Source organism: Bradyrhizobium sp. SZCCHNR1043, assembly GCF_032489675.1.
GTDB lineage: Bacteria > Pseudomonadota > Alphaproteobacteria > Rhizobiales > Xanthobacteraceae > Bradyrhizobium.
In genome coordinates this window covers 46,442-71,065 of record NZ_JAUEYN010000019.1, presented here as the reverse complement: position 1 = coordinate 71,065, position 24,624 = coordinate 46,442, and the positions used below count along the sequence as shown (strand labels likewise).

At 66.5% G+C, this 24,624-nt stretch carries 24 protein-coding genes; 11 read left to right on the top strand and 13 right to left on the bottom strand.

Going from position 1 to position 24,624, the window contains the following annotated elements:
* The first annotated feature begins 20 nt into the window (after window positions 1-20).
* A complete protein-coding gene (locus tag QX039_RS29665) occupies window positions 21-446 on the top strand; it encodes an HIT family protein (RefSeq protein WP_315740314.1) in 426 nt (141 codons plus the stop codon).
* On the opposite strand, the gene nadC is transcribed toward QX039_RS29665, so the two are convergent.
* From nadC to QX039_RS29625, 8 genes are all read right to left on the bottom strand, one after another.
* Window positions 447-1,295: a carboxylating nicotinate-nucleotide diphosphorylase gene (gene nadC, locus QX039_RS29660; protein ID WP_315740315.1), complete on the bottom strand. Its 849-nt coding sequence runs from the start codon at window positions 1,293-1,295 to the stop codon at window positions 447-449.
* Window positions 1,292-2,845 carry an L-aspartate oxidase gene (locus QX039_RS29655; RefSeq protein WP_315740316.1) on the bottom strand — a complete coding sequence of 518 codons (1,554 nt, stop codon included), beginning with the start codon at window positions 2,843-2,845 and terminating at the stop codon, window positions 1,292-1,294. The genes nadC and QX039_RS29655 overlap by 4 nt, the downstream gene beginning before the upstream one ends.
* Window positions 2,842-3,828 carry a quinolinate synthase NadA gene (gene nadA / locus QX039_RS29650; protein ID WP_315740317.1) on the bottom strand — a complete coding sequence of 329 codons (987 nt, stop codon included), beginning with the start codon at window positions 3,826-3,828 and terminating at the stop codon, window positions 2,842-2,844. The genes QX039_RS29655 and nadA overlap by 4 nt, the downstream gene beginning before the upstream one ends.
* 68 nt (window positions 3,829-3,896) lie before the next feature.
* The gene (locus QX039_RS29645) at window positions 3,897-4,856 is read right to left on the bottom strand and encodes an NrtR DNA-binding winged helix domain-containing protein (RefSeq protein ID WP_315740318.1); all 960 of its coding nucleotides are present in this window, start codon (window positions 4,854-4,856) and stop codon (window positions 3,897-3,899) included.
* A 15-nt stretch (window positions 4,857-4,871) separates the two neighbouring features.
* A complete protein-coding gene (gene tsaA / locus QX039_RS29640) occupies window positions 4,872-5,354 on the bottom strand; it encodes a tRNA (N6-threonylcarbamoyladenosine(37)-N6)-methyltransferase TrmO (protein ID WP_315740319.1) in 483 nt (160 codons plus the stop codon).
* A gap of 78 nt (window positions 5,355-5,432) precedes the next feature.
* Entirely contained in the window at window positions 5,433-5,777 is a 345-nt protein-coding gene (locus QX039_RS29635; RefSeq protein WP_315740320.1) for an AzlD domain-containing protein, read from the bottom strand.
* Window positions 5,774-6,520, bottom strand: coding sequence for an AzlC family ABC transporter permease (locus QX039_RS29630; RefSeq protein ID WP_315740321.1), 747 nt, complete (start codon window positions 6,518-6,520; stop codon window positions 5,774-5,776). Before QX039_RS29630 ends, QX039_RS29635 begins: the two co-directional genes overlap by 4 nt.
* Before the next feature lie 121 nt (window positions 6,521-6,641).
* Entirely contained in the window at window positions 6,642-7,661 is a 1,020-nt protein-coding gene (locus QX039_RS29625; RefSeq protein WP_409998903.1) for a transglycosylase SLT domain-containing protein, read from the bottom strand.
* 142 nt (window positions 7,662-7,803) lie between these two features.
* On the opposite strand from QX039_RS29625, the gene QX039_RS29620 reads away from it, so the two are divergent.
* Together QX039_RS29620 and QX039_RS29615 are read left to right on the top strand one after the other, a co-directional pair.
* Window positions 7,804-8,739: a glycine reductase gene (locus QX039_RS29620; RefSeq protein ID WP_315740323.1), complete on the top strand. Its 936-nt coding sequence runs from the start codon at window positions 7,804-7,806 to the stop codon at window positions 8,737-8,739.
* 114 nt (window positions 8,740-8,853) lie between these two features.
* Window positions 8,854-9,315: a PEGA domain-containing protein gene (locus tag QX039_RS29615; protein WP_315740324.1), complete on the top strand. Its 462-nt coding sequence runs from the start codon at window positions 8,854-8,856 to the stop codon at window positions 9,313-9,315.
* 15 nt (window positions 9,316-9,330) lie between these two features.
* Here QX039_RS29615 and QX039_RS29610 read toward each other — a convergent pair whose 3' ends face one another.
* Window positions 9,331-10,347, bottom strand: coding sequence for a carbon-nitrogen hydrolase family protein (locus QX039_RS29610; RefSeq protein ID WP_315740325.1), 1,017 nt, complete (start codon window positions 10,345-10,347; stop codon window positions 9,331-9,333).
* A gap of 194 nt (window positions 10,348-10,541) precedes the next feature.
* Here QX039_RS29610 and QX039_RS29605 point away from each other — a divergent pair, with 194 nt between their 5' ends.
* The gene (locus tag QX039_RS29605) at window positions 10,542-11,498 is read left to right on the top strand and encodes a helix-turn-helix domain-containing protein (protein ID WP_315740326.1); all 957 of its coding nucleotides are present in this window, start codon (window positions 10,542-10,544) and stop codon (window positions 11,496-11,498) included.
* Window positions 11,499-11,575: 77 nt separating this feature from the next.
* On the opposite strand, the gene QX039_RS29600 is transcribed toward QX039_RS29605, so the two are convergent.
* Window positions 11,576-12,460: a LysR family transcriptional regulator gene (locus QX039_RS29600; protein ID WP_315740360.1), complete on the bottom strand. Its 885-nt coding sequence runs from the start codon at window positions 12,458-12,460 to the stop codon at window positions 11,576-11,578.
* 94 nt (window positions 12,461-12,554) lie between these two features.
* On the opposite strand from QX039_RS29600, the gene bla reads away from it, so the two are divergent.
* From bla to QX039_RS29575, 5 genes are all read left to right on the top strand, one after another.
* Complete coding sequence (gene bla, locus QX039_RS29595) at window positions 12,555-13,454, top strand: class A beta-lactamase (RefSeq protein WP_409998906.1); 900 nt, start codon at window positions 12,555-12,557, stop codon at window positions 13,452-13,454.
* A 141-nt stretch (window positions 13,455-13,595) separates the two neighbouring features.
* Window positions 13,596-13,757: a hypothetical protein gene (locus QX039_RS29590; protein ID WP_315718376.1), complete on the top strand. Its 162-nt coding sequence runs from the start codon at window positions 13,596-13,598 to the stop codon at window positions 13,755-13,757.
* A 41-nt stretch (window positions 13,758-13,798) separates the two neighbouring features.
* Window positions 13,799-14,125 (top strand): cytochrome c, encoded by a 327-nt coding sequence (locus QX039_RS29585; RefSeq protein ID WP_315740328.1) that lies wholly within the window; start codon window positions 13,799-13,801, stop codon window positions 14,123-14,125.
* Between the two features lie 96 nt (window positions 14,126-14,221).
* Window positions 14,222-15,649, top strand: coding sequence for an MFS transporter (locus QX039_RS29580; RefSeq protein WP_315740329.1), 1,428 nt, complete (start codon window positions 14,222-14,224; stop codon window positions 15,647-15,649).
* A gap of 8 nt (window positions 15,650-15,657) precedes the next feature.
* A complete protein-coding gene (locus tag QX039_RS29575) occupies window positions 15,658-16,419 on the top strand; it encodes a sulfite exporter TauE/SafE family protein (RefSeq protein ID WP_315740330.1) in 762 nt (253 codons plus the stop codon).
* An 86-nt stretch (window positions 16,420-16,505) separates the two neighbouring features.
* Here QX039_RS29575 and clpA read toward each other — a convergent pair whose 3' ends face one another.
* Window positions 16,506-18,893 carry an ATP-dependent Clp protease ATP-binding subunit ClpA gene (gene clpA, locus QX039_RS29570; protein ID WP_315740331.1) on the bottom strand — a complete coding sequence of 796 codons (2,388 nt, stop codon included), beginning with the start codon at window positions 18,891-18,893 and terminating at the stop codon, window positions 16,506-16,508.
* A gap of 417 nt (window positions 18,894-19,310) precedes the next feature.
* Window positions 19,311-19,643 (bottom strand): ATP-dependent Clp protease adapter ClpS, encoded by a 333-nt coding sequence (gene clpS, locus QX039_RS29565; RefSeq protein ID WP_006611275.1) that lies wholly within the window; start codon window positions 19,641-19,643, stop codon window positions 19,311-19,313.
* 503 nt (window positions 19,644-20,146) lie between these two features.
* Here clpS and QX039_RS29560 point away from each other — a divergent pair.
* On the top strand, window positions 20,147-21,922 hold the full coding sequence (locus tag QX039_RS29560; RefSeq protein ID WP_315773116.1) for a pilus assembly protein: 1,776 nt from the start codon (window positions 20,147-20,149) through the stop codon (window positions 21,920-21,922).
* Between the two features lie 92 nt (window positions 21,923-22,014).
* Here QX039_RS29560 and QX039_RS29555 read toward each other — a convergent pair whose 3' ends face one another.
* Window positions 22,015-22,356 carry a phasin family protein gene (locus QX039_RS29555; protein ID WP_315718372.1) on the bottom strand — a complete coding sequence of 114 codons (342 nt, stop codon included), beginning with the start codon at window positions 22,354-22,356 and terminating at the stop codon, window positions 22,015-22,017.
* Between the two features lie 429 nt (window positions 22,357-22,785).
* Here QX039_RS29555 and QX039_RS29550 point away from each other — a divergent pair, with 429 nt between their 5' ends.
* On the top strand, window positions 22,786-24,534 hold the full coding sequence (locus tag QX039_RS29550) for a D-alanyl-D-alanine carboxypeptidase (protein WP_315740333.1): 1,749 nt from the start codon (window positions 22,786-22,788) through the stop codon (window positions 24,532-24,534).
* Window positions 24,535-24,624: the final 90 nt, after the last annotated feature.

The following is a 24,624-nucleotide window of genomic DNA, read 5'->3' as shown; positions in this document are numbered from 1 at the left end:
AACTGCTTAAGGGACTGCCCATGACCGCCTACGATCCCAACAATCCGTTCGCGAAGATCCTGCGCGGCGAATTCCCCTGCACCAAGGTCTATGAGAACGGCCACGTGCTGGCGTTCCTCGACATCATGCCGCGCGTGCCCGGCCACACCCTGGTGATCCCGAAGGCCGCTGCACGCAACATCCTCGACATCACCGAGGAGGACTATCTCCACGTCGGCCGTGCCGTGCGCACCATCGCCCGCGCCGCCAAGACCGCGTTCGCCGCCGACGGCATCACCGTGCAGCAGTTCAACGAGCATGCCGGCGGCCAGATGGTGTTCCACCTGCACGTCCACATCATGCCCCGCCACAACGGCGATTCCCTGCTGCCGCCCGCGAGCCGTAAGGAAGATCCGAAGGTGCTGGAGGAGAACGCCGCGAAGCTGATTGCGGCGCTGAAGGGCTGATCACGCCTCGTCGAGCCCGATGTCCAGCGCGGCCGACGAATGCGTGATCCAGCCGACCGAGATCAGGTCGACGCCGGCCGCGGCGATCGCGGGTGCGGTCTCCACGGTGATCCGGCCCGAGGCTTCCGCGATGGCTTTGCCGCTGATCATGCCGACGGCGGCTTCGAGCTCCGCCGGCGTCATGTTGTCGAGCAGCACCGCATCGACGCCCAGCGTCAGCGCCTGCTCGAGCTGCGCCAGAGTATCGACCTCGACCTCGATCTTGACGAGATGGCCGGCATGGGCCTTTGCGCGCGTGATGGCAGCCTTGATGCCGCCGGCGATGGCGATGTGGTTGTCCTTGATCAGCACCGCGTCATCGAGCCCGAAGCGGTGATTGCCGCCGCCACCCGCGCGCACCGCATATTTCTCCAGCGCGCGCAGGCCCGGCGTGGTCTTCCTGGTGCAGACGATCTGCGCCTTGGTCCCTTTCACCGCGGCGACCAGGGACGCCGTCGCGCTGGCGACCCCGCTCAAACGGCAGAGGAAGTTGAGCGCGACGCGCTCGCCGGTCAGGAGCGCCCGTGCCGGGCCGCTGATGGTCGCGATCGCGTCTCCCGGCGTCACGACGCTGCCGTCCGGTCGCACGATCTCCATGCGCACGTCCGGCGAGACGGTCTGGAAGGCGCAGCGCGCCACATCGAGACCTGCGATCACCCCGTGCTGGCGCGCCCGCAGCTTCAGCGAGGCGCGCTGCTCGGCGGGGACGATGGCATCGGTGGTGATGTCGCCGGCGCGGCCGAGATCCTCGAGCAGAGCCATGCGCACCAGCGGCTCGTAGAGCAAGGGCGAGAGAGGATTGAGAGTCATGGCACTGCGCTCCTGAACGGCGTCTGCTCCGCCTCGACAATGTCGCGTGCAACGGCGACCGCCTCGGACAGAGTGAAGCTGGACGGCTGCGCGACGCGCAGCGTGTCCGGACGATCGCTGCGGAAATGCGCGCCGCGGCTCTCCTCACGGGCATGGGCCGCGACCGCAAGCATCAGGCCGACCAGCGCCGGATCAGCCATGGGCCCGGCCTGCTCTGCCAGCGGAAGCAGGCTGCTGACGGCATCCGCGATCGTGCGACGCTCGCGCATCACGCCGAGCGCGTGCGACAGCAGCGGCCGTACGGCCGAGGGATCGGACGCCGGCGGAATTGCCGCCACCTCGCACGGCTTGCCTGCACGCTGCGGCGCGCCGGCCACGCTTTCGGCCACCCATTGCGCGCAGACGATCGCCTCCATCAGCGAGTTGCTGGCGAGCCGGTTGGCGCCGTGCAGGCCGGTGCGGCTGGCTTCGCCACAGGCCCACAAGCCCTCGACCGAGCTGCGTCCCATCGCGTCAACAGCGATGCCGCCCATATGATAGTGCACGGCCGGCCGCACCGGGATCGGATCGCGCGCGGGATCGATGCCCGCCATGCGGCAGAACGCGCTGATCACGGGATAGCGGGCGGCGAAATCCTTGCCCGGCTTCTCGCGCGCATCGAGGAACACGCGGTGGCCTTGCGCACGGCGGCGCCATACCGCCCGCGCCACCACGTCGCGCGGCGCCAGCTCAGCGCCAGGCTCGTCGGCCATGAAGCGCGTGCCGGTGTCGTCGATCAGGACGGCGCCATCGCCGCGGATCGCCTCGGTGAGCAGCGGCAGCGGCCGCGACGGCCCGTCGAACGCCGTCGGGTGAAACTGCACGAATTCGAGGTCGGACAGCACCGCACCAGCCCGCGCCGCGAGCGCGAGGCCCTGGCCGAAACAGCCGGCCGGATTGGTGCTGTCGAGGAACAGGCCGCCGATGCCGCCGGTTGCGATCACGACGCGTGTCGTGGCGAGGATCAGAGCCTCATCGCCGCGCGCCGCAGCCACGCCCTGGATCGCGCTGTCATTGACGATCAGCCGGCGCGCCTCGACGCCTTCGAACAAGGTCACCGAAGCACAACGCCTGACAGCCGCGATCAGCGTGCGCATGATCTCGCGTCCCGTGCCGTCGCCCGTCGCATGCACGATCCGGTTGCGGCTGTGTGCGGCCTCCAGGCCCAGACGCCAACGTCCATCCGCACCTCGGTCGAACGCAACGCCAAGCTGCGCGAGGCGCTCGACCGCGGCCGGCGCCGCATCGATGATGCGGCGCGCGGCGGGCTCGTCGCACAATCCGGCTCCGGCGGCGAGCGTGTCCTTCAGATGCAGCCCCGGATCATCGTCATCGCCAACCGCCGCGGCGAGGCCACCCTGCGCCCACATGCTCGACGCCTCCGCGCCGAGCGGCGACTTCGACAACAGCACGACCGGCTCGGGCGCAAGCTGCAGCGCCGTCATCAGACCCGCGGCACCGCCGCCGATGATCACGGGACGGCCGATCAACTTCGAAACATCGATGCTCATGATGCCAGCATCCTTTCCACTGCGCGCCGCGCGCGCTCGGCCATCGCGGGATCGATCGTGACCTCGTGCGTGTTGGTCTCGAGCGCGTGGCGGATGTTCTTCAGGGTGATCCGCTTCATGTGCGGGCACAGATTGCAGGGGCGGATGAACTCGATGTCGGGATGGAGCACGGCGACATTGTCGCTCATCGAACATTCCGTCAGCAGCACCACGCGGGCCGGCCTCCTTGCTCCGACGAAGTCCGACATCGCCGCGGTCGAGCCGGCGAAGTCCGCCTCCGCCACGACCTCGGGCGGACACTCCGGATGCGCGAGCACGGTGACACCAGGATGGTTGTCGCGCAGCGTGCGGACGTCATCGGCGCTGAAGCGCTCATGCACCTCGCAATGCCCCTTCCAGGCCGTGATCCTGACCTTTGTCTGTGCGGCGACGTTCCGCGCGAGATATTCATCCGGCAGCATGATGACGTGATCGACGCCGAGCGACTCGACGACCGCGCGTGCGTTGCCGGACGTGCAGCAGACGTCGGACTCGGCCTTCACCGCCACCGACGTGTTGACATAGGCGACCACCGGCACGCCCGGGTGGCGCGCGCGCATCAGCCGCACGTCGTCGGCGGTGATCGATTCCGCCAATGAGCAGCCCGCCTTTACGTCGGGGATCAACACCGTCTTGTCAGGATTGAGCAGCTTGGCGGTCTCGGCCATGAAGTGGACGCCGGCGAGCACGATCACCTCGGCATCGACCTTGGTCGCTTCGCGCGCCAGCAGCAGGCTGTCGCCGACGATGTCGGCGACGCCGTGATAGATCTCGGGCGTCTGATAGTTGTGCGCCAGCACCACGGCATTGCGCTGGCGCTTCAGCGCCAGAATGGCTTCGACGTCGTCCTCGAAGACGGCCCATTCCGGCGGCGGGATCACCCGCCTCAGACGCTCAGCAAGCGGTGTATTCGGCGCGACGGCAGGCAGGACAAGCTCGGCCATTTATACTCTCCGTGAGCATAAGATGCCTTATACTTATCCTGAGCATAAGCCTTGTCAAGAGCGGGAGATCAAGACCGCGAGAGCGGCAGCTTGGTTCCGACCACCGCCCGCTCGGCCAGAACGCCCTGCCTGAAGCGAAACAGCTTGGCCGGCCGACCGATCGTGTCGGCAGCAATTGCGCCTGTCTCTTCAACCAGTTCCTGCTGCTCGATGAGGCGGCGGAAGTTCTGCTTGTGCACGAGCCGGCCGGCCAGTGCCTCGACGCTGCGCTGCAATTGCAGCAGTGTAAATTCTTCCGGCATCAACTCGAACACGACCGGCCGGTATTTGATCTTGGCGCGCAGACGGGCAATGCCGGTAGCGAGAATCCGACGGTGATCACCGATCATGGCGCGGCCGGGCACCTCCGCCTGGCGGGCCTCCTTCTCGCGCGTACTCTCGGGAATCAGCGCAGCCTCGTACAGCAGCTCATAGCGCTGCAGCGCCAATTCCTCGTTCCACTCGCGGCCATCGAGACCGAAAGTGATCGCGGCGCGCTGCCACCTTGTCTTCTGCAGCGCCGGCTGGTCGGCGGCTCGCGCCCAGGCCTTCAGCTTCGGCGCGATGATCTTGGCCAGGATCGTCGGCGGTCCGTCGCGATGATCCTCCCACGGGAAGTAGTCGTACCATGACGACCATTGCGCATCCGCGCCCTCGCGCCCCTCTTCCTCGCGTGTCAGGCCGAGATAGCTGATGGAGATACGATGCGGCGCGTCGGGATCGCCGCCGCGACCGCGGTCGGCGAAGGTGTAGAGCTGCTCGACATAGCCGAGCGGATGGCCGGTCTGCGCCTTGACCCAGGCGCGCAGGCCCATCTGCAGCGAGCGGTGCGCGAACTGAAACGGTCCGCTCGGCAGCGCCGCAGCGTGCTCGATCGTCATGATCTTCGGATGGCCGTCGGTCACCGCCACCAGCACGGCGACGAGGTCCGCCGTGATCGCATCCTGAGCTGTCACCGTCTTCTGCGGCCGCTTGTTCACCTTCGACATCCGGATCCGTCGGTCCTATTTGTCATCCTCACCAGCCGCCGCCGGCGTGAACGCGCAATGATCCGGCTTCAGGTCGATCAGCGGCGTCTCGTCGAGGCAGTCGAGGCCGCGTACCAGCACGGTGTTGCCTTCCAACGCGACGAAGCGGACGGTCGACACGCCGATCGGATTGGGACGCACCGGCGAGCGCAGCGCGAAGGTGCCCCGGGTCTCGCCGTCATGATGGCGCGGGCTCTGCTTGACGAGATCCCGGCGCGCCCGGTTGAGCCAGTACAGCACCTGGAGATGGCTGAAACGATCGATGCCCTGCAGCGCCGGCACCCAGGGCTCGAAGATCTCGAGCCGGCACACCGGCCCCTCGAAGCTACCCTGCCGCGGCGTCTCGAGCCGCGAGGTCCAGGGCGTGCGGATGCGGCCGATGAAATACAGCGTGGCGTCGCGCGGCTGGGGCGCGTCGACGGCGACTTCTCCCGGGCGGAGATCGGTATCAGTGGTCATTGCGGAGTCCTTGGGTCTTCCCGGCAATCTATCCGAACCTCGGCTCACCGCAATTGCGGTTGCGCAAGATCGCGTAACTCAGCCGAGCCACCATTTGCCGGCCAGCATGACGGCCTCGCCGCAGACGACACCAGCAAAGATCGAGCGGCGGCTCGCCATGAAGGCCGCAAGGCCGGCAACGACCGCACCGTAGCGCAGGCCCCATGGCACGCTGGCGAGCGCGCCCGGCGGCTGCACCAGGATCTGGGCGATGACCCCCGCCAAGATGGCGGTCGCGACCGCCTTGACCCACATCAGCAGGTCCGAGCCCTCGTCGAGCCCGCTGCCGAACCACAGCCCGAGCAGGCGCCAGATCTGGTTGGGGATCACGCCCGCCACCAGCAGCACCACGAGCGCATGCCAATCGCCGATGAAGTCGCTCATGCCGGCCCCTGCCGCTCGCGCCATTTGTGCGCGCCGAACGCGAGCGTTCCGGCGACGACGCCGCTGACCAGGATGTCGACGCCGCTGTTGAGCTGGGCGGCCAGGGGATACAGCACGAGGCCAAGGCCGAGCGCGAGCACGTCGGCCAGCTCCCTGGCGTTGCGCAGGGTCGAGAACAGAAACGCCAGCGGCGTCAGCAAGAGCACCGCGGCGCCGAAGGTCTGCGACAGGTTGGCGGCGAGAAGATAGCCGATGATGGTCGCGATCAGCGCAATCCCCATCAGGCCGGTACCGAGCCCATGCACGAAGGCGATGCGGCGCTCGCGCGGCACATGCGGCAGGAAACGATAGCATTCGACCCACAGGGTCACCGCGGTGAAATGCGCGATCAGCACCAGGTGCCGCCGCTTGGTCTGGGGGGAGCGGATCAGCGGCAGCACCGCCACCACCATCGGAAACAGCCGGATCGCGCTCATCGTGACCGCGATCGCCGACTGCAGAATGGTCTGGCCGGAGCCGAGCGTGGAGACCAGGATGATCTGCGCCGGCCCGGCCCACACCAGCACCGTGCTCAGGATCGCCCAGAGCATGCTGAAACGGGTATCGTGGGCGAGCGCGCCGATGCCGATGAAGGTGACGAACAGCACCAGTGACAGGATGGTCGCTGACGTCGCGCGCAGCCCCCAGCCGAAGGCGCGCAGTGAACCATGCCATTGCGGCGAATCGAGCGGAGGAAGTGTCACGGGCGGCCCAGCGGAACGAACCGCGATAAGGCTGGCGAAAGCCGCTCGCGTCAACCGCCATCAGGCGCGCGCGGGTCTGCGTCCGGCGCAGCCATTCCCCACACGCCGCGCTGCGGCAGCTCTATCCGGAGCGATTGCGCAGCACGAAGCAGGCGCCACCGGCTCCGCGGATCCGGCTGCAGAGCGCGTCGGCCTCGGCCCGTGTCTCGGCGCCGATCCGCACCTGGTAGAAGGCGTGGTTGCCGCGCGAGCGCATCACCGACGACAGCAGGCTCGGGTCGCGGTCGCCGATGACCGGGCCAAGCCCCTTGATCGCCCGCGAATACATCGCGAGCGCCTTGTTGCGGTCGAAGCCTGCAGCCAGTTGGACGCCCCATGGTTTCGCGGCCGACAGCGCCACATGCTGCTCGAGCTCCGTGACGAACGGATTCGGCGCGCGCTTCAACATCGCCATCAGCTGACGACACGAGGTCGGCGGCGGGCTCGGCGGCGTCTTGCCGCCGCTGCCGGCGGCGGCCGCCCACTCATCGATCGTGGCGCCCGTGATGGCCGAAACGTAGTTGCGGGTCTCCCAGGGCAACTGCCCCTTGCCGGTGAGCCAGTCCTGCACCCGGCGCGGCCCCGCATTGTAGGCCGCCGCCGCGAGCCCGAGATTGCCGAACTGGTCGCGCAGCTCGGCCAGGAACTGCGCCGACTTCGGCAGCGCCTGAACCGGATCGAACGGATCGAGCAACTGGCGCTGGTTCGCCGTGCCCGGCATGAACTGCGCAATTCCCTGCGCGCGCTGGCCGTTGCGCGTGACCGGCCCGACTGCGTCGCTCTGAAAGCGGCTTTCCTGCCAGATCACGCGGGCGAAGAATTCGAGCGGCAGATCATTCGCCTTGGCTGCGGATTCGATCATCAGGCAGATCGCCTCGCGGGTGCCGCTCTCCTTGGACTCCTCGGCCTTGATCTCCGAGCCCTCTGCCGCAGGCTCTGCAGGCTTCGCAGTCTCGTGCGGCGCGTCCTGCTGCGCGCCGCCCTTCGGATCAGCCGGCACGGCAACGTCACGGTCTGAGCCCTGCTCCGCCGCCACGCCGGACAAGGGCATGGTCAGCATCAAGGCAAGGCCGAGACAGGCAATGCGAGCAATCGAAACCATGGAAAGCATCGTGAGCGCGGTGCAATGGTTGGAATTCTGTCGACAGACAAAGCCCAGGACCATGCGGGGTTCCACCGCGCGGCGCCTTGACACAGCGAATGAGCCGGCTAGCAATCCGAAAATCCTGCAGGGAGCGCGACGGATGACCGCACCGACCGACGACAGACTCGGCCTCGCGCCCGAAAGCGATGCGCCCTTGTCCTACATGGCGCGCACGCGCGACTATTATCTCGCGATCGGCTATGACACGCCCTATCGCTGGGCTCACTACACGTCGGCGCCGTTCCATCCCTTGCGCAAGCCGCTCGCGCAGTCGCGCGTCACCGTTGTCACCACGGCCGCGCCGTTCGATCCCGCCAAAGGCGATCAAGGCCCCGGCGCGCCCTACAATGGCGGCGCCAAGTTCTACTCCGTCTATGACGGCGACACGTCGGCGCAGCACGACCTGCGCATTTCCCACATTGCCTATGATCGCGCGCACACCTCGGCCGAGGATTCCGGCACCTGGTTTCCGCTACCACAGCTCATCAGGCTGGCGCGTGAGGGCCGCATCGGCGCGGTCGGACCGCGCTTTTTCGGCGCGCCGACCAATCGCAGCCAGCGCGTGACGATCGAGACCGATGCGCCGGAGATTCTTGCGCGCTGCCGCGCCGACGAGATCGACGCCGTCGTGCTGGTGCCGAACTGTCCGGTGTGCCACCAGACCGTGAGCCTGGTGGCCCGGCATCTCGAAGCGAACGGCATCGCGACCGTCGTCATGGGCTGCGCCAAGGACATCGTCGAGCACGCCGCAGCACCGCGCTTCCTGTTCTCGGATTTTCCGCTCGGCAATTCCGTCGGCAAGCCGCACGACGCGGCCTCACAGGCCTTCACGCTCGAGCTCGCCTTGCGTGTCCTCGAGAGTTCACCAGCCGCACGGACGACCGTGCAATCGCCTTTGCAGTGGAGCGACGATCACGGCTGGAAGCGCGACTACAGCAATCCGGCCATGCTCGCGCCGGAAGAGCTGGCGCGGCGGCGCGCCGAATTCGATGCGCAGAAGGCGATCGCGCGGCAGGTTCGTGGAAAGCAGGTGTGAAAGCCACACTCGCGTGAAACTCGCCCGGGAATTTCTTCGGATAATGCTGATTGCGCTTGCCGTCCCGCTCCAGTTGCGCTTGAGTTCCCTTGGGTTTCAAGGGGGCAGTACCAAATGAGAGTTGTAGCGTTCGTAGCACTGTGCGCCGCGCTGGGAGGTTGCGCGTCCGTAACGCGGGGTACAACCGAGACGATCAGTGTCGCGTCGACGCCGTCCGGGGCCGAGGCCACGATCGCCGGTCTCGAAGCGCCGATGACCTGCACGACGCCCTGCTCGTTCGTCGCCAAGCGCAATGCCGACATCTCCGTCACCATCGAAAAGCCGGGCTACGAGACCCAGATCATCCCGTTGACCAAGGACATCCCGGCGACCGGCGCGGCCGGCTTCGCCGGCAACATCTTAGCGGGCGGCCTGATCGGCATGGGTGTGGACGCCGCGACTGGCGCGGCGACCGACCACAAGCCAAACCCGGTGATCGTCACCTTGCAGCCGCGCATGGCGGCGCCGGCAGGCCGTGCGCAGCGGCCGCCGCGGCGGTCGGCCCCGCCGCCGGCACAACCGGAGGCCGGGACCTAGCGCTCGCCAAGCCTGTCAGCCAGCCGCCGATTGCGCCTCGCCGGGCGTGACCGCGTCGACCGGCAGCGCGAAGGCCTCGACCCGGTTGAGCGGCTTCTTGTTGAGCAGCAGCCGGGTCACGTCGGGGCGAGAATAGTGTCCCGCCGGATCGGCGGCGTTCTTGGCGATGCCGATCATGCCGAGATCGATCTCGGCGATCAGCAACCCCTCCTGCTCCGGCGGCAGCTTCTCCGCAAGCGAAGAGCCGTCTGGACCGAAGATCGCGGCGTGGCCGCCGCCGACATGCAGCAGCGCGTGCTTGTCGGGCCGGTCACACAGCTCGTCGATCATCGCCTGCGAGACGGTGGCGCACGGCGCCAGCACGAAGCACGAGCCCTCGACGGCATAGACGCGCGAGGCGGCGTTGTTGACCTCGGCGCCGAGCGCCGGCGCGAACGGATCGTACAGCGAGAAGCTCGGCCACGCCGCGACATGCACCTGCTCGTTCTGGGCATACATCGCGTATTTCGACAGCGGCTGCAGATGCTCCCAGCAGCACAGCGCACCGATCCGGCCAATGTCAGGCCGGTCGTGCACGGCGAGATCGCTGCCGTCGCCCTCGCCATAGACGGTGCGCTCGGCATGGGTCGGCCGCAGCTTGCGGCGCCGGGCGATGGTCTCGCCGTCCGGGCCGATCAGCCATTGCGCGATGTAGAGGCTGCCGCCGTCGCGCTCGGACAGTCCCAGCACGGCCGTGAGCCTGGCCTTGCGCACGGCGGCGCGCAGCGCCTCGGCCTGCGGGCTGTCATAGGCCAGCGAATTGTCGAAATAGCGCTGCACGAAGCCACGGCCGATGCACCAGGCCGGCGAGTCCATCCAGATGTGCCAGGGATAGCCGGGGATGAAGACCTCCGGAAACGCGATCAGCTTGGCACCTTTGTCGGCCGCCTCCTCGATCAGGCCGATAGTCTTCTTGATCGAGGCGTCCAGGTCGAGCCAGGCCGGCGCCGCCTGCACCACCGCCACCTTGTATTTCGGATGTGCCAGTCCCATCCCGCGTCTCCCCTCTTCCGGATCGGCGGCGCCGCGCGCCGCATTCGCTGGGGAGTATTGACCTCGGCGATCATTCGCGCTCGTCTTGGAGGGAACGAAAACTCGACTGCGGCCGCCAGGGAGAGACCAGCCGGCCCAGAACTTGCTGCATTTCCGACGATCCACGCGACACAGAGGCGGAGGGAGACGGAGCGATGCCGGTCCTGTTCACCACGGAAGGAAGCCCGGGCCACCGCCGGCTGGCGCTGTGGCAGGACATCGTCTGCGACGTCTATGTCGGGCTCGACTGCACGTCTGATCTCGGCAGCGCGTTTCGGGGCTCGGTGACCCACACCGCGTTGGGACGGGCCGTCTGCTCCGAGGTCGCCTCGGACCGGCAGCGCGTGCACCGGACCTCGCAGCGCATCTCCCGGGCGGATGCCGACTTCGTCCTCGTCGCACTCGGGCGAGAGGGAATCGGCGGCGTCGTTCAGGATGGCCGCGACACCGTGATCCGGCCCGGCGAGTTCGCGATCTACGACACGACCCGCCCCTACGAGCTGCAGTTCGACGCCGCGTTCAAGCAGATCGTGTTCAAGCTCCCGCGCGAGATGCTGCAGCGCCGGATCGGCCCGACGGAGACCGTGACGGCGATCAGCTTCGGCCCCGATAGCCCGCTCCAGCCGCTCGCCCATGATTTCATCGTCAGGCTCTGCGAACGCGCCGAGCACATCGGCCCCGAGCATGCCGAACCTCTGGCCGACCAGGCTGCCGACCTGCTCGCCATGACCTTGGCCGAGCGGCTGCGCACACAGCCCCTGCCCGCCTCGAGCCATCGCGCAGCGCTGCTTTATCGCATCAAGGCGCACATCCGCACCCGGCTGCCCGACGCCGACCTCTCACTGCCGGAGATCGCACGCGAGCTCGGGCTATCGGCGCGCTACGTCAACGATCTGTTCTCGGACGAGGAGACGTCGTTCCAGCGCTTCGTGCTGGCCGAGCGGCTCAAGCAGTGCCGGCGCGATCTCGGCTCGCCGATGCTGGCGCATCGTCAGATCAGCGAAATCGCCTTGTCCTGGGGCTTCAACGATCTCTCGCATTTCGGCCGCGTGTTCCGCGAGCAGTTCGGCCTGTCGCCGCGCGAGTGGCGGCGCAGCGCCGTAAAGCGCTGAGCTGGCCGCAACGCGCCCGCCTCACGCGCTCGTGGCGCTGTTCGCGCCCTCGGCTTGTGCGCGGTGGCGACCGGCCGTCAGCGCGGCGGATCAGCGCGCAAGGCATCAACCAGCCAGTCACGAAAGGCACGCATCCCGAACGTCGGTTCTTTCGACTTCAACCAGGTCAGCCAATAAGAACCGGCGGCGACCTCAGCCGCAAACGGCCGGACCAGCCGCCCCGTCTCGAGCTCGCAGTTGAACATGGCGATCGGAACCAGGCCAACGCCGACGCCGCGCGCGGCCGCTTCGGCCATCGCGACGGAGCTGTCGAAGATCGGCCCCTGGATCATCGGGCATGGAGCGCCCGCGACTGCAAACCATAATGGCCATTCCTCGGCGCGATACGACCGCAGGAGATTTTCGCCCGCGAGGTCCGACGGCGCGCGCAGACGACTCGCCACATCGGGATGACAGACGGGCGACAGCGGGGCAGACATCAGATGGATGGCCTCAGTGCCGTGCCAGGAGCCGTCGCCGAAGCGAAGCGCGATGTCGAGCCCGTCTCCGGCGATATCGATGCGGTTGTTGTTGGTGAGGAGGCGCAGGTCGATATGGGGGTGCGTATCTCGAAAGCCGTCGAGGCGTTGCAACAGCCATCCCGTTGCAAAGGTGCCGACACAGCCGACGGTCACGACCTCGCGGGTTCCCTTCGCTTCGATGCGATCGATCGCGCCGCTGATGCGACTGAACGCATCGTTGAGGACGGGAAACAGAGCCAGGGCTTCGTCGGTCAACGTGAGGCCACGCGGCAGGCGCCGGAACAGGTGAGCGCCCAACATCTGCTCGAGCTGTTTCACCTGGTGACTGATCGCGGTCTGCGTGACCCTGAGCTCCAAGCCTGCCTTGGTGAAGCTCAGATGCCGGGCGGATGCTTCGAAGGCCCGCAAGGCGTTCAAAGGGAGATGGCTGCGGATGGGCATGATGACCAAGTTCTGCTCATGGCTCGACGAATAAATGATCGTTTGTCAGTCGTCACCTCGTTCGGCAGGTTCGCGCAGTCACTGGAGAATGAACATGCTGACGAGACGGCATCTGGGTCTTGGAATCCTCGGGATAGCGGCTGCGGCGAGCGGGCTGCCATCACCTGCGGCGAAGGCGGCGGCCGACCGAAGGGCGCATCTGGAAGGGGAACTCGCCCGCATCGAGCGCGAGAGCCTCGGACGGCTCGGCATCGCCGTCCTCGACTCCGAAAGCGGGTTCGAGGCGGGCCTGCGCTCGGCCGAGCGCTTTCCGATGTGCAGCACGTTCAAGTGTCTGGCTTCCGCGGCTGTCCTGAAGCGCGTCGACGCCGGCGAACTGCATCTCGACACGCGCGTCCCGTTCGAGGCGAAGGATCTCGTAACATATTCGCCGGTGACCAAGGAGCACGTCGGCCGCGGCATGACACTCGCCGAGCTCTGCGAAGCCGCGCTCACCCAGAGCGACAACACCGCGGGAAATCTCCTGTTGCGGCAGATCGGCGGTCCTGCGGGTCTGACGCGTTTTGCCCGATCGATCGGCGACGAGATCAGCCGCCTGGACCGCTGGGAAGTTGAGCTCAACGAGGCGCTGGCCGACGACCCTCGCGACACGACCAGTCCGGCCGCCATGCTACAGAACCTGCGCCGCGTGCTCCTTGGCGAGGTCTTGTCGACGAATATGCGCCAGCGATTGACGGACTGGATGATCGCCAACAAGACCGGCGACACTCGGCTTCGCGCCGGTGTGCCGCGTGACTGGCGCGTCGCCGACAAAACGGGCGCTGGGGACCGCGGCACGACCAACGACGTCGGCATTCTCTGGCCCCCGGGCCGCAAACCGGTTCTGGTCACGGCCTATCTGACTGGTTCACAGGCGTCTCCCGAGGATCGCAACGCAACGATCGCGAAAGTCGCGCGGGCGGTTGCAGACGTCGTGATGGGACAGGCTGGGTAGTTCGAGCATCCGGCTTCCGATCCCCTCCGGAAGCCGGACATCAGACCCAAGATGTTCGCCATGGCGGCGCAACGATTGGGCAGGCTAAGCTGCGGCCGGCCCACGTCATCGGAATGTGCGGCCGCTGCCGGGATCGATCCGATGCGCCGCTTTGCCATGAAGGCCCTGTTCTCCCTGCTGACCTTGCAGCGGGACGACGAGACACAGCTGCGCTGGGACCGGATCGTCCTGATCGGCTCGACCCTGGTGACGATCGGGCTGATCGCCCTATATGCCTATAGCAAGGCCGAGGGCCGCTGGTAGCCGGGCGCAAGACACGCGAGAACGAGTTCATGAGACGACGAATGGGGTCCGCCTGCCTGCTGCTGGCGTTCGCGTCGACCGCCAGCCATGCGCTGGACAGCGAGCAGAAGCGTGGAAAAGCGCTCTTGCAAAGCCTTTGCAGCCGATGCCATGCGGTAGGTCTCACAGGCGCCAGCCGGCACCCCGACGCGCCCCCGTTCAGGACCTTCGGTGACAGCAAGCTCTACGACGAGGATTTTGCCCAGCGGCTGCAGACCGGCCTGTCGACCATTCACAAGGACATGCCGAGCTTCCAGTTCGAGCGGCCCGAGGCGGAAGCCGCGGTCAATTATCTCAGGACCATTCAGGCCCGCCCCAAACGGCGGTGACGCGGCGGCGCGGTCCGCCGGCGTGGAACGGGGCTTGTGCGGCGCGGTTGCCCGTTCCCGTCCATTGCCCGCGGCCCGGCTGCGGCCGGAGCCCGCATGAAGACGCCGACGACCACGGGTCTGCACGCCGACGGACTGCCGCTGCCGCAGCGCACCTGGGCGATCGTGACGATCGCCCTCGGCATCGTGCTGGCCGTGATCGACGGCGCGATCGCCAATGTGGCGCTGCCGACGATCGCCCGCGACCTCAATGCGAGCCCTGCTTTTTCGATCTGGATCGTCAACGGCTATCAGCTCGCGGTCACGATCTCGCTGCTGCCGCTGGCCTCGCTCGGCGAGATCATCGGCTATCGGCGGGTCTATCTCGCCGGCCTCGTGCTGTTCACGGCTGCCTCCGCCTTCTGTGCGCTGGCCGACAGCCTGCTGCTGCTGACGCTCGCGCGCATCCTGCAGGGCTTTGGCGCCGCCGGCATCCTCAGCGTCAACTCGGCGCTGGTGCGTTTCACCTATCCGCACGCTCTGCTCGGCCGCGGCATCGGCATCAATGCGATGGTGGTCGCGGTCTCCGCCGCGCTCGGTCCGACCATCGCCGCCGGCATCCTCGCCGTCGGCAACTGGCCGTGGCTGTTCGCGATCAACGTGCCGCTCGGCATCGTCACCTTCGTCTTCGGCTTCCGCTTCCTGCCGCATACGCCGCGCGCGCCGCACATGTTCGATTGGCAGAGCGCGGCCTTGAGCGCGGTCGCCTTCGGCTTCCTGATCGCCGCCGTGGACAGCCTCGGCCATGGCGAGGCGCTGGTGACCTGCGCGATCGAGTTCGTCGTCGCCATCACGGCCGGCGTGTGGCTGGTCTGGCGCCAGACCCACATGGCCTCGCCGCTGCTGCCGCTCGACCTGCTGCGCATTCCAGTGTTCGCGCTGTCGATCGCGACCTCGATCTCGTCGTTCTGCGGACAGATGCTCGCCTTCGTCGCGATCCCCTTCTATCTCGAAAGCCATTTCGGCTATTCGCCGGTGCAGATGGGCCTGCTGATCACGCCGTGGCCGATCGCGGTCGGCCTGACCGCGCCGATTGCGGGGCGGCTGGTCGAGCGCGTACCAGCCGGGCTGCTCGGCGGCATCGGTCTCGTGATCTTCGCGTGCGGGCTCGGTGCGCTCGGCCTGCTGCCGCGCGAGCCGTCGGCATGGGATGTCGTCTGGCGCATGGCGCTGGCCGGCTGCGGCTTCGGCCTGTTCCAGACGCCGAACAACCGTACCATGATCGCCGCCGCGCCACGCGAGCGCGCCGGCGGCGCCAGCGGCATGCTCGGCACGGCGCGCCTGCTCGGCCAGACCACGGGTGCGGCGCTGGTCGCGATGTTTCTCGCGATCGATTCGACCGACGGCACGCGGCTGTCGCTCTTGACCGGCGTCGGTTTCGCGCTGGTCGGCGCGTTCCTGAGCATGCTCAGGCTGTCGCCGGCCGGCGCCCGCGGCGCCGAGCGCGTCCGCGTCCAAGACGGCCAGCGGCTGAAGGGCGAGTAGTGACAGCGATGACGGACTGGACGATGCTGGCCCTGCTCGCCCTCGCCGCCTTCGGCTCGGGCATCGTCAATGCGCTGGCCGGCGGCGGCGCGTTCCTGACCTTCCCGACCTTGCTCGCCGCCGGCATTCCCGCGATTGACGCCAACGCCTCCAGCACCGTCGCGCTCTGCCCCGGCCAGTTCGTCAGCGCTTGGGCCTCCCGTGAGATCTTGAACGACGCAAAGGCGCCCTGGCGCCACGACCTCGTGCGGCTGTCGATCATCAGCCTGATCGGCGGCACGCTCGGCGCCGTGCTGCTCCTGGTCACACCGTCGGCCGCCTTCAGCCGGCTGGTCCCCTGGCTATTGCTGTTCGCCACGAGCGTGTTCGCATTCGGCATGCGCTTCACGCCGAAGGATGGCGCGCGCTGGTTCGGGCCGCTGACCATCCAGGCGGTGCAGTTCGTGATCGCGATCTATGGCGGCTATTTCGGCGGCGGCATCGGCATCCTGATGCTGGCGGCCCTGGTGTTCTACGGCATGCGCGACATCCGCGCCATGAACGGCATGAAGGTGCTGCTCGCTGCGCTCATGAATATGACGGCCTCCGCCATCTTTGCGTTCTCAGGCCGCGTGCATTGGCTGGAGACGCTGACGATGATGGGGGCTGCCATGGTCGGCGGCTTCGTCGGCGCGCGGCTTGGCCAGATCATCCCGCCGGCCCATGTGCGCCGCTTCATCATCGCCGTCGGCTGCGGCCTGACGGTGTATTTCTTCGTCAAGCCGGCCTGAGCCGGACGTCGCATCAAAGAACCTCGCGTCAACGAAAAAGGCCGGCGCGATGGCCGGCCTTTCGTAGTCATCTCGTAGCGTCAGGCTTACGCCTTGACCAGCGGTCCCTTCGGCGCCGGCCCCTTCGAGCCGCCGCCGGACTTCGGCTTACGCTTGCGCGCGGCCGGCACTTCGGACTTCGGCGTGACGGGGCCCTCGACGAACTCGAAGCCGATCTTCTCCTCGACGCCGGATTCGTCCTTGACGAGGACGACACGGACATGCCCGCCGCCCTTCAGCTTGCCGAACAGCACCTCGTCGGCCAGCGGCTTCTTGATGTGCTCCTGGATCACGCGGCCCATCGGCCGTGCGCCCATCTGCTCGTCATAGCCGTGCTGGATCAACCAGCTCTTGGCCGGCTCCGACAGCTCGATCGTGACGTCGCGGTCGGCGAGCTGGGCCTCGAGCTGCAGCACGAACTTCTCGACCACCATGCCGATCACCTCGACGTTGAGGTGCGCGAACGAGACGATGGAGTCGAGCCGGTTGCGGAATTCCGGCGCGAACTGCCGGTTGATCGCCTCGTGGTCGTCACCTTCCCGCTTCGAGCGATGGAAGCCGAACGCCTGCTTGGCCATGTCGGCCGCGCCTGCATTCGTGGTCATGATCAGGATCACGTTGCGGAAGTTGACCTGCTTGCCATTGTGGTCGGTGAGCCGGCCGTGATCCATGATCTGCAGCAGCACATTGTAGAGATCCGGATGCGCCTTCTCGATCTCGTCCAGCAGCACCACGCAATGCGGATGCTGGTCGACGCCGTCGGTCAAGAGGCCGCCCTGGTCGAAGCCGACATAGCCGGGAGGCGCGCCGATCAGGCGCGACACCGTGTGCCGCTCCATGTACTCCGACATGTCGAAGCGCAGCAGCTCGACGCCCAGGGTCGAGGCGAGCTGCTTGGCGACCTCGGTCTTGCCGACGCCGGTCGGACCCGAGAACAGATAGCAGCCGATCGGCTTCTCCGGCTCGCGCAGGCCGGCACGGGCCAGCTTGATCGAGGCCGACAGCGAATCGATCGCCTTGTCCTGGCCGAACACCACGCGCTTCAGGGTCTGCTCGAGATGCTTGAGCACCTCGGCATCGTCCTTCGACACGCTCTTCGGCGGGATCCGCGCCATCGTGGCGATCGTGGTCTCGATCTCCTTGATGCCGATCGTCTTCTTGCGCTTGTTCTCGGCCAGCAGCATCTGCGCCGCGCCGGATTCGTCGATCACGTCGATCGCCTTGTCCGGCAGCTTGCGGTCATGGATGTAGCGCGACGACAGCTGCACCGCGGCCTCGATGGCCTCGTTGGTGTATTTCAGCCGGTGATAGTCCTCGAAATACGGCTTCAGGCCTTTCAGGATCGCGATCGCATCTTCGACCGACGGCTCGTTGACGTCGATCTTCTGGAACCGGCGCACCAGCGCGCGGTCCTTCTCGAAGTGCTGGCGATACTCCTTGTAGGTCGTCGAGCCCATGCAGCGGATCGAGCCCGAGGCCAGCGCCGGCTTGAGCAGGTTGGACGCATCCATGGCGCCGCCCGACGTCGCACCCGCACCGATCACGGTGTGGATCTCGTCGATGAACAGGATCGCATTCGGATGCGCCTCAAGCTCCTTGAGGACCTGCTTCAGGCGCTCCTCGAAGTCGCCGCGATAGCGCGTGCCCGCGAGCAACGTGCCCATGTCGAGCGAGAACACGGTCGCCGCCGCCAGCACCTCGGGCACTTCGCTGTCGACGATGCGCTTGGCCAAGCCTTCGGCGATCGCGGTCTTGCCGACGCCGGCTTCGCCGACGAACAGCGGGTTGTTCTTCTGGCGCCGGCACAGCACCTGGATGGCGCGGTTGATCTCGGAGTTGCGGCCGATGACCGGATCGATCTTGCCGTCACGCGCCTTCTTGTTGAGATTGACGCAATAGGTTTCCAGCGCCTCGCCCTTTTTCTTGGAGTCCTCACTGCCCTTGGTCTCGGTCTCTTCGTCGACGCCGCGCACGGGGCGGGCCTCGGACACGCCGGGCCGCTTGGCGATGCCGTGACTGATGTAGTTGACGGCGTCGTAACGCGTCATGTCCTGCTCCTGCAGGAAATACGCGGCGTGGCTCTCACGCTCGGCGAAGATCGCGATCAGCACGTTGGCGCCGGTCACCTCTTCGCGGCCCGACGACTGAACGTGGATCACGGCGCGCTGGATCACGCGTTGGAAACCTGCGGTCGGCTTGGCGTCGTCGCTGCCGTCCGTGACCAGATTTTCGAACTCGGTTTCGAGGTAGTTCACGAGACTGCCGCGCAGCTTGTCGAGGTCGACGCTGCATGCGCGCATCACGGCCGCTGCATCGGAGTCATCGATCAAGGACAGAAGGAGGTGTTCCAGTGTCGCGTATTGATGATGACGCTCGTTGGCGATCGCCAGCGCACGATGCAGGGATTGTTCAAGGCTTTGAGAAAAAGTCGGCATGCGCGTCCTCTGTGGCCCCTTGCCATCATGATCGCCGCCGCCCGGTCAGGCAACAACAACCTTCGTCAAATATAGTTATAACCGAGTGCGACAAAAGACCGGCCGAGCCGCTCGATTACGGGTTCACCGGATCGTCAATGCAAAACCCGTTCCGATTGCGGCAAATCGGGCTTGCGACAACCGAACGGCGCAGGCGGCCCAGCGCGGAGAGATAGGGACCGGAGCGGCCGTAATTCTTCGGGCGAAACGTGAAACCTGCCCGGATTGCGCCGACCTCGTCTGCAGCAATTTGCATCTGCGGCGACTTGCGATTCCGATTCGCCACCGCCACTTCTCCGGCGCGCCCGAGCAGCCGGAGCCCCCGGCCTCTGGCTCGCTATTGCACGCGTCGGCGGCTCTCTTCGCGGAGGGAGCCGGCTATTTCTTCTCCATCACACACTGCAACGGATGCTGGTGCTTGCGGGCGAAGTCCATCACCTGCGTCACCTTGGTCTCGGCGATCTCGTAGGTGAAGACGCCGCACTCCCCGATGCCGTGGTGGTGCACGTGGAGCATGATCTTGGTCGCGGCCTCGACGTCCTTGTTGAAGAACTTCTCCAGGACGTGAACGACGAACTCCATCGGCGTGTAATCGTCGTTCAGGATCAGGACGCGGTAGAGGTTGGGGCGCTTGGTTTTCGGCTTGACCTTGGTGATCACGGACGTTGCCGGGCCACCGGTGCCACCGGACTTGTTGTCGTTATTGCTCATCCTGGGCGCGGATCGGTTCAATCTGGAAGTTGGCTGCGACATCTTGCACGCGTTAGATATGGCTGCGAGGCCCCCAATAAAGAGTTTCCCTTGGAGGGTCGCTCAACTTGGAGGGTTGCTCAATAAGGGTTGCCCCGACCTGTCCCCTGCCGGGCCGCTTTCCGCCACCCGGTCCTGCTTTCCAGATCGCCTGTCCCAGCCGACCGGTCCGGTCGGACCGACGCCAGGAATATGGGTCAGCGACCGGTTTGCCGCAAGCGCAGGCCCAGGACGGACCGACGCTCCGGCAGGACCGATTCCCTGCCCCGGCGATGAGGTGCAAGGTTAATCAAACCGGCCGCATTTTACAAAGCCCATTCAGCGGGCATTGACAGGGAACCAGCTCGGTTGCGGGCGCGGCGCCACGCTGCGGGCATTGGCCCGGTGTTTCGCGGTTTCGATTTACCCGTCCTTGACGAAGCCGAACCGAAAACACCTGCAGAAAACCATAATTGGTGAGCGACATGACCGATGTCTCCTTCATTCGACTCTGCCGCCGCGCCGCCCGACGGTTTGCCTGCGACCGCGGTGGCAACATCTCCGTGCTGTTCGCCATCTCGCTCGTCCCTATCCTGGCCTTCGTCGGCGCAGGCGTCGACTACAGCCGGCTGAACGCCGCGCGGTCGTCGATGCAGGCCGCGCTCGACTCCACCTCGCTGATGCTGTCGCGCGACCTGGCGCAGGGCACCATCAGCGCAGCCGACGTCGGAACCAAGGCAAGCGCCTATTTCAAGGCGCTCTACACCAGCACGGACGCGCAGAACGTCACCGTGACGGCCAGCTATACCTCCTCGACCAGCTCATCGGCCTCCAACATCCAATTGTCGGCCTCCGGTCAGATCGTCACCCAGTTCATGAAGATCGCCGGCTTTCCGACCATGGACTTCGGCGTCAAAACGACATCGACCTGGGGCGACGTGAAGATGCGGGTGGCGCTCGCGCTCGACAATACCGGCTCGATGGCGTCCAGCGGCAAGATGTCCGCGCTGCAGAACGCCGTGGCCGGCAGCGGCGGGCTGATCGACCAGCTCAGCGCCCTCGCCAAGACCCCGGGCGACGTCTACATCTCGGTCGTTCCATTCGCCAAGGTCGTGAACGTCGGCGCCAGCAATTTCGCCAAGGACTGGATCGACTGGACCGACTGGCAGAATCCGCCCACGATCCAGCCCGCCAATGGCTCCTATCAGGCCGCAATCCCGAACGGCAGTTTCACGCAATCCCAATGGGACATGGTGGGACCGGGATCTTCCTGTCCGTTCAAGTCCGGCAACGGCTTCCCCTACTTCTCCTGCACCAGCGGCCCGGCGACCGGCAGCTCCAGCGCCTCCAAGATCCCGTCGAGCGGGACCTACAACGGGTACATCTGCCCGGGCTACGACTCCGCCTCGCACAGCTACTACAACGGCTGCTGGGACAGCGTGCAGACCAGCACGCGGGTGAACTGGTGCACCGGCAGCTACTGCAGCTGCCCGACCAGCGGCAGCAATCTTCCGAACAACACGTGCAGTTGCACGGGAAGCGGATCCAGCACGGTGTGCAAGGTCAACACCTTCACGCACACCTGGATCGCCAACACCAAGAGCACCTGGACCGGCTGCGTCGCCGACCGCACCCAGCCCAACGACGCGAATGCCGTGTCGCCCGCGACCTCCGACGTGACGACGCTGTTCCCGGCCAACCAGCACATGGAGAACAGCACCCAGTACTGCAACAGCACGGCCTCGACCAAGCTCGCGGAGATCGTGCCGCTCAGCTACAATTGGAGCTCGCTGAAGAGCGCCGTCAACGCCATGCAGCCCACCGGCGGCACCAATCAGGCGATCGGACTTGCCTGGGCCGTGCAGTCGCTGATTCCGAACGGCGTGCTGGCCGCGCCGGCGGAGGACGTCAACACCACCTATAATCGCGTCATCATCCTGCTGTCGGACGGCCTGAACACCGAGGACCGCTGGCCCGAATACGGCAACGGCTCGTCGCAAGCCTCGGGCAACCCGATCGACGCGCGCCAGGCCCTGCTCTGCTCGAACCTGAAGAACACCAAGGATTCGAAGGGCAACGCGATGTACACGATCTACACGATCCAGGTGAACACGAGCTCGCCCGCCGATCCGACCTCGGCCGTGCTGCAGAACTGCGCCAGCAGTCCCGACAAGTTCTACATGCTGACGAGCTCGAGCCAGATCGTGACCACGTTCAACTCGATCGGCACCGCATTGTCGAAGCTGCGGGTTGCCAAATAACAGAAGCGCCGGGCACCGACAGCGCTCCGCCTTCAGCCAACAAAAAAGCCCGGCGCAAGCCGGGCTTTGTGCTCCCTACAGGGCGCGAACGGTCAGTGCGCGGCCGGCGGGGTGAACTTGGCGGCGATGCCTTCCAGCGGCTTGAACGCCTGCTTGGCGAGATCCGAATACAGCCCGGCGATCTTCTGCGAATCGGCGACGAAGGTCTCGTAGGCCGATTTGGCGAACTCGGTCTGCACCTCGAGCACCTTGTCGAGCGACTTCACGCCCTGGAGCTTCTCGACGAACGACTTGGTGTCCTCGAACGACTTCTTGGTGTAGTCGCCATACGCGGTGGCGATGGCTTGGAGCCCGTTCTGCACGGTGGTCGCAGAGTTCACGACGGTCTCGAACTGCTCTTTGCCGTAGTTCTGAAAGTCTTCAACCTTAAACATGTGGCATTCCTTTCCCTGATTTTGAGCGCCCTCAGGGAAGCCCCGGCTCCCTGACGCATCCATAATATAGTGCAGCGCACAAAAAAATCAAGAATCTTGTGCAATGCACCATCACGGGCATTGCGGTCTTGATGCACCGTCAGGCGCCCCAACCCGGGCCAGTTCGGCGGAAATACCGACCGTCGGCGCAAGGTTTCTTTAATCCTTTGGCAACTCGACCGTCCTAACCTCTCCGGTGGTCCCGGCCAGCGTCGGCCGAACCGTAAAGCTGTTCTAAAACAGCGTCTTAACAAAACCTCAGTTCGAGCCCTTCGATGCTTGGCAGCGTCATGGCGCGATCGGGAGGTCCGACAGGCACGGTTACGGGGGCGTTCGGCACAATTTCGCCTTACGAGCCGGTGATCACGTCAGAAATTGGACGGGGATTTCATGCTTCGCAAACAAATGGCTTCCTCGCGCCTGTTGCGAGTTGGCGTCTACGGACTGATCACCCTCGCGACGGCAGCAGTGGTCACGGTCGACAGCGCGGAGGCGCGTCGGCGCCATCGGCAGCATCACGCGCGGCACTCGCCCCATAATGACGAGGGCAGCTACAGCCCGGCGTTCGCGTCGATCGTCGTCGACGGCAATTCCGGCGCGACGCTGACGGCGACCAATCCCGACGCCTCGCGGCACCCCGCCTCGCTCACCAAGATCATGACGCTCTATTTGCTGTTCGAGCGGCTCGATTCCGGCAAGATGAAGCTCGATACCGAGATGCCGGTGTCCGAGCACGCCTCCGAGCAGTCGCCGACCAAGCTCGGCCTGCGCCCCGGTCAGACGATCCGCGTCGAGGACGCGATCAAGGGCCTGGTGACGCGGTCGGCCAACGACGCCGCCGTGGTCATCGCGGAGGCGATCGGCGGCGACGAGGACGAGTTCGCCAAGATGATGACGCGCAAGGCGCGCTCGCTCGGCATGAGCCGCACCACCTATGTGAACGCCTCCGGCCTCCCCGCCGACGCGCAGATCACGACGGCGCGCGACCAGTCGATCCTGGGCCGCGCGATCCAGGACCGCTTCCCGCGCTACTATCGCTATTTCTCGACGGTGGTGTTCAATTATCGCGGCCAGTCGATCCGCAACCACAATCATCTTCTCGGCAATGTCGAGGGCATCGACGGCATCAAGACCGGCTATACCCGCGCCTCCGGCTTCAACATCGTGACCTCGCTGCGCCGCGGCAACCGCCACCTGGTCGGCGTCGTGCTCGGCGGCCGCAGCGGCGGCTCGCGCGACGCCATCATGCGCAACCTGCTTGCCGAAAACCTCGAGAAGGGCGCGACCCGGCGCACCGTGGCGGCGATCGGCGAGCGCGGCGGCTCCGACGGCGGCGATCCGAACCAGGGCACGGTGCAGCTCGCCTCCGCGGCGCCGGAGACGCCGGCCCCGAGCCGCGCCTCCAAGATCATCTCGACCCTCTCGGAAGCCACCGCGGCCCTGCCGCCGGCGGCACCGCGAGAGGCCAAGGTCGAGCCGGCGCCGATGACCTCCGGTGTGATCCAGAGCCAGCCGATGTCGATCGTTCCCGGCTCGACCGAGCCGATGAAGCCGGTCAAGGTCAGGACGGTCCAGGTCAAGGCCGGCGCGGTCAAGCTCGCGACCGCCGCGCCGCAGCCGGCCGCCCCTGCTCCCGCGCCCTTCGCTCAGCGCGTCGAGGCCATCGAGCCGGCGCCGCCGATCACCCGCGCCGAGGCCCCCCGTCCCGACATGCCGCCGCAGCCGCCGGGCCATGGCACCGGCAACGGCATTCTCGGCGTGCTGCCTGCCTCCAGCCTGCCGGCAGGCTCGTCGCAGGCCATGGCCTATGCGGCGCCTCCGGCCCAGCCGGCACCGACGCAGATCGCCTCCGCGAGCGCCGCGGCGGAGCTTCCGAGCAAGCCTTCCGTGACGCGGAGCGGCTGGATCATCCAGGTCGGTGCGCTGGACAACGAGGCCGAGGCCCAGAAGCGGATCGAGGCGGCCCGCAGCTCGGCGCAAGGCCTCCTCAGCAAGGCCGATCCCTTCACCGAGACGGTCGCGAAGGGTGACAAGACCCTCATCCGCGCCCGCTTCGCAGGACTCGATCGTGATCAGGCCGAGGCCGTCTGCAAGAAGCTGAAGCGCGCCGACATCTCCTGCATGACCGTGCACAACTAACGCCGGCACCGATCCTGTTCCGATGAGGCCCGCGCGACACAGCGCGGGCCTTTTCGTTTGCGGACCATGCGATCGATGACGGGACGCACG

Coding starts and splice junctions, on each gene's coding strand:
- clpA (WP_315740331.1), bottom strand. CDS start 18,893: ATGCCGACTTTTTCTCAAAGCCTTGAACAATCCCTGCATCGTGCGCTG.
- clpS (WP_006611275.1), bottom strand. CDS start 19,643: ATGAGCAATAACGACAACAAGTCCGGTGGCACCGGTGGCCCGGCAACG.
- bla (WP_409998906.1), top strand. CDS start 12,555: ATGCTGACGAGACGGCATCTGGGTCTTGGAATCCTCGGGATAGCGGCT.
- QX039_RS29610 (WP_315740325.1), bottom strand. CDS start 10,347: ATGGGACTGGCACATCCGAAATACAAGGTGGCGGTGGTGCAGGCGGCG.
- QX039_RS29635 (WP_315740320.1), bottom strand. CDS start 5,777: ATGAGCGACTTCATCGGCGATTGGCATGCGCTCGTGGTGCTGCTGGTG.
- tsaA (WP_315740319.1), bottom strand. CDS start 5,354: ATGACCACTGATACCGATCTCCGCCCGGGAGAAGTCGCCGTCGACGCG.
- QX039_RS29550 (WP_315740333.1), top strand. CDS start 22,786: ATGCTTCGCAAACAAATGGCTTCCTCGCGCCTGTTGCGAGTTGGCGTC.
- QX039_RS29620 (WP_315740323.1), top strand. CDS start 7,804: ATGACCGCACCGACCGACGACAGACTCGGCCTCGCGCCCGAAAGCGAT.
- QX039_RS29555 (WP_315718372.1), bottom strand. CDS start 22,356: ATGTTTAAGGTTGAAGACTTTCAGAACTACGGCAAAGAGCAGTTCGAG.
- QX039_RS29645 (WP_315740318.1), bottom strand. CDS start 4,856: ATGTCGAAGGTGAACAAGCGGCCGCAGAAGACGGTGACAGCTCAGGAT.
- QX039_RS29605 (WP_315740326.1), top strand. CDS start 10,542: ATGCCGGTCCTGTTCACCACGGAAGGAAGCCCGGGCCACCGCCGGCTG.
- QX039_RS29580 (WP_315740329.1), top strand. CDS start 14,222: ATGAAGACGCCGACGACCACGGGTCTGCACGCCGACGGACTGCCGCTG.
- QX039_RS29585 (WP_315740328.1), top strand. CDS start 13,799: ATGGGGTCCGCCTGCCTGCTGCTGGCGTTCGCGTCGACCGCCAGCCAT.
- QX039_RS29575 (WP_315740330.1), top strand. CDS start 15,658: ATGACGGACTGGACGATGCTGGCCCTGCTCGCCCTCGCCGCCTTCGGC.
- nadC (WP_315740315.1), bottom strand. CDS start 1,295: ATGACTCTCAATCCTCTCTCGCCCTTGCTCTACGAGCCGCTGGTGCGC.
- QX039_RS29665 (WP_315740314.1), top strand. CDS start 21: ATGACCGCCTACGATCCCAACAATCCGTTCGCGAAGATCCTGCGCGGC.
- nadA (WP_315740317.1), bottom strand. CDS start 3,828: ATGGCCGAGCTTGTCCTGCCTGCCGTCGCGCCGAATACACCGCTTGCT.
- QX039_RS29590 (WP_315718376.1), top strand. CDS start 13,596: ATGCGCCGCTTTGCCATGAAGGCCCTGTTCTCCCTGCTGACCTTGCAG.
- QX039_RS29655 (WP_315740316.1), bottom strand. CDS start 2,845: ATGAGCATCGATGTTTCGAAGTTGATCGGCCGTCCCGTGATCATCGGC.
- QX039_RS29615 (WP_315740324.1), top strand. CDS start 8,854: ATGAGAGTTGTAGCGTTCGTAGCACTGTGCGCCGCGCTGGGAGGTTGC.
- QX039_RS29625 (WP_409998903.1), bottom strand. CDS start 7,661: ATGGTTTCGATTGCTCGCATTGCCTGTCTCGGCCTTGCCTTGATGCTG.
- QX039_RS29600 (WP_315740360.1), bottom strand. CDS start 12,460: ATGCCCATCCGCAGCCATCTCCCTTTGAACGCCTTGCGGGCCTTCGAA.
- QX039_RS29560 (WP_315773116.1), top strand. CDS start 20,147: ATGACCGATGTCTCCTTCATTCGACTCTGCCGCCGCGCCGCCCGACGG.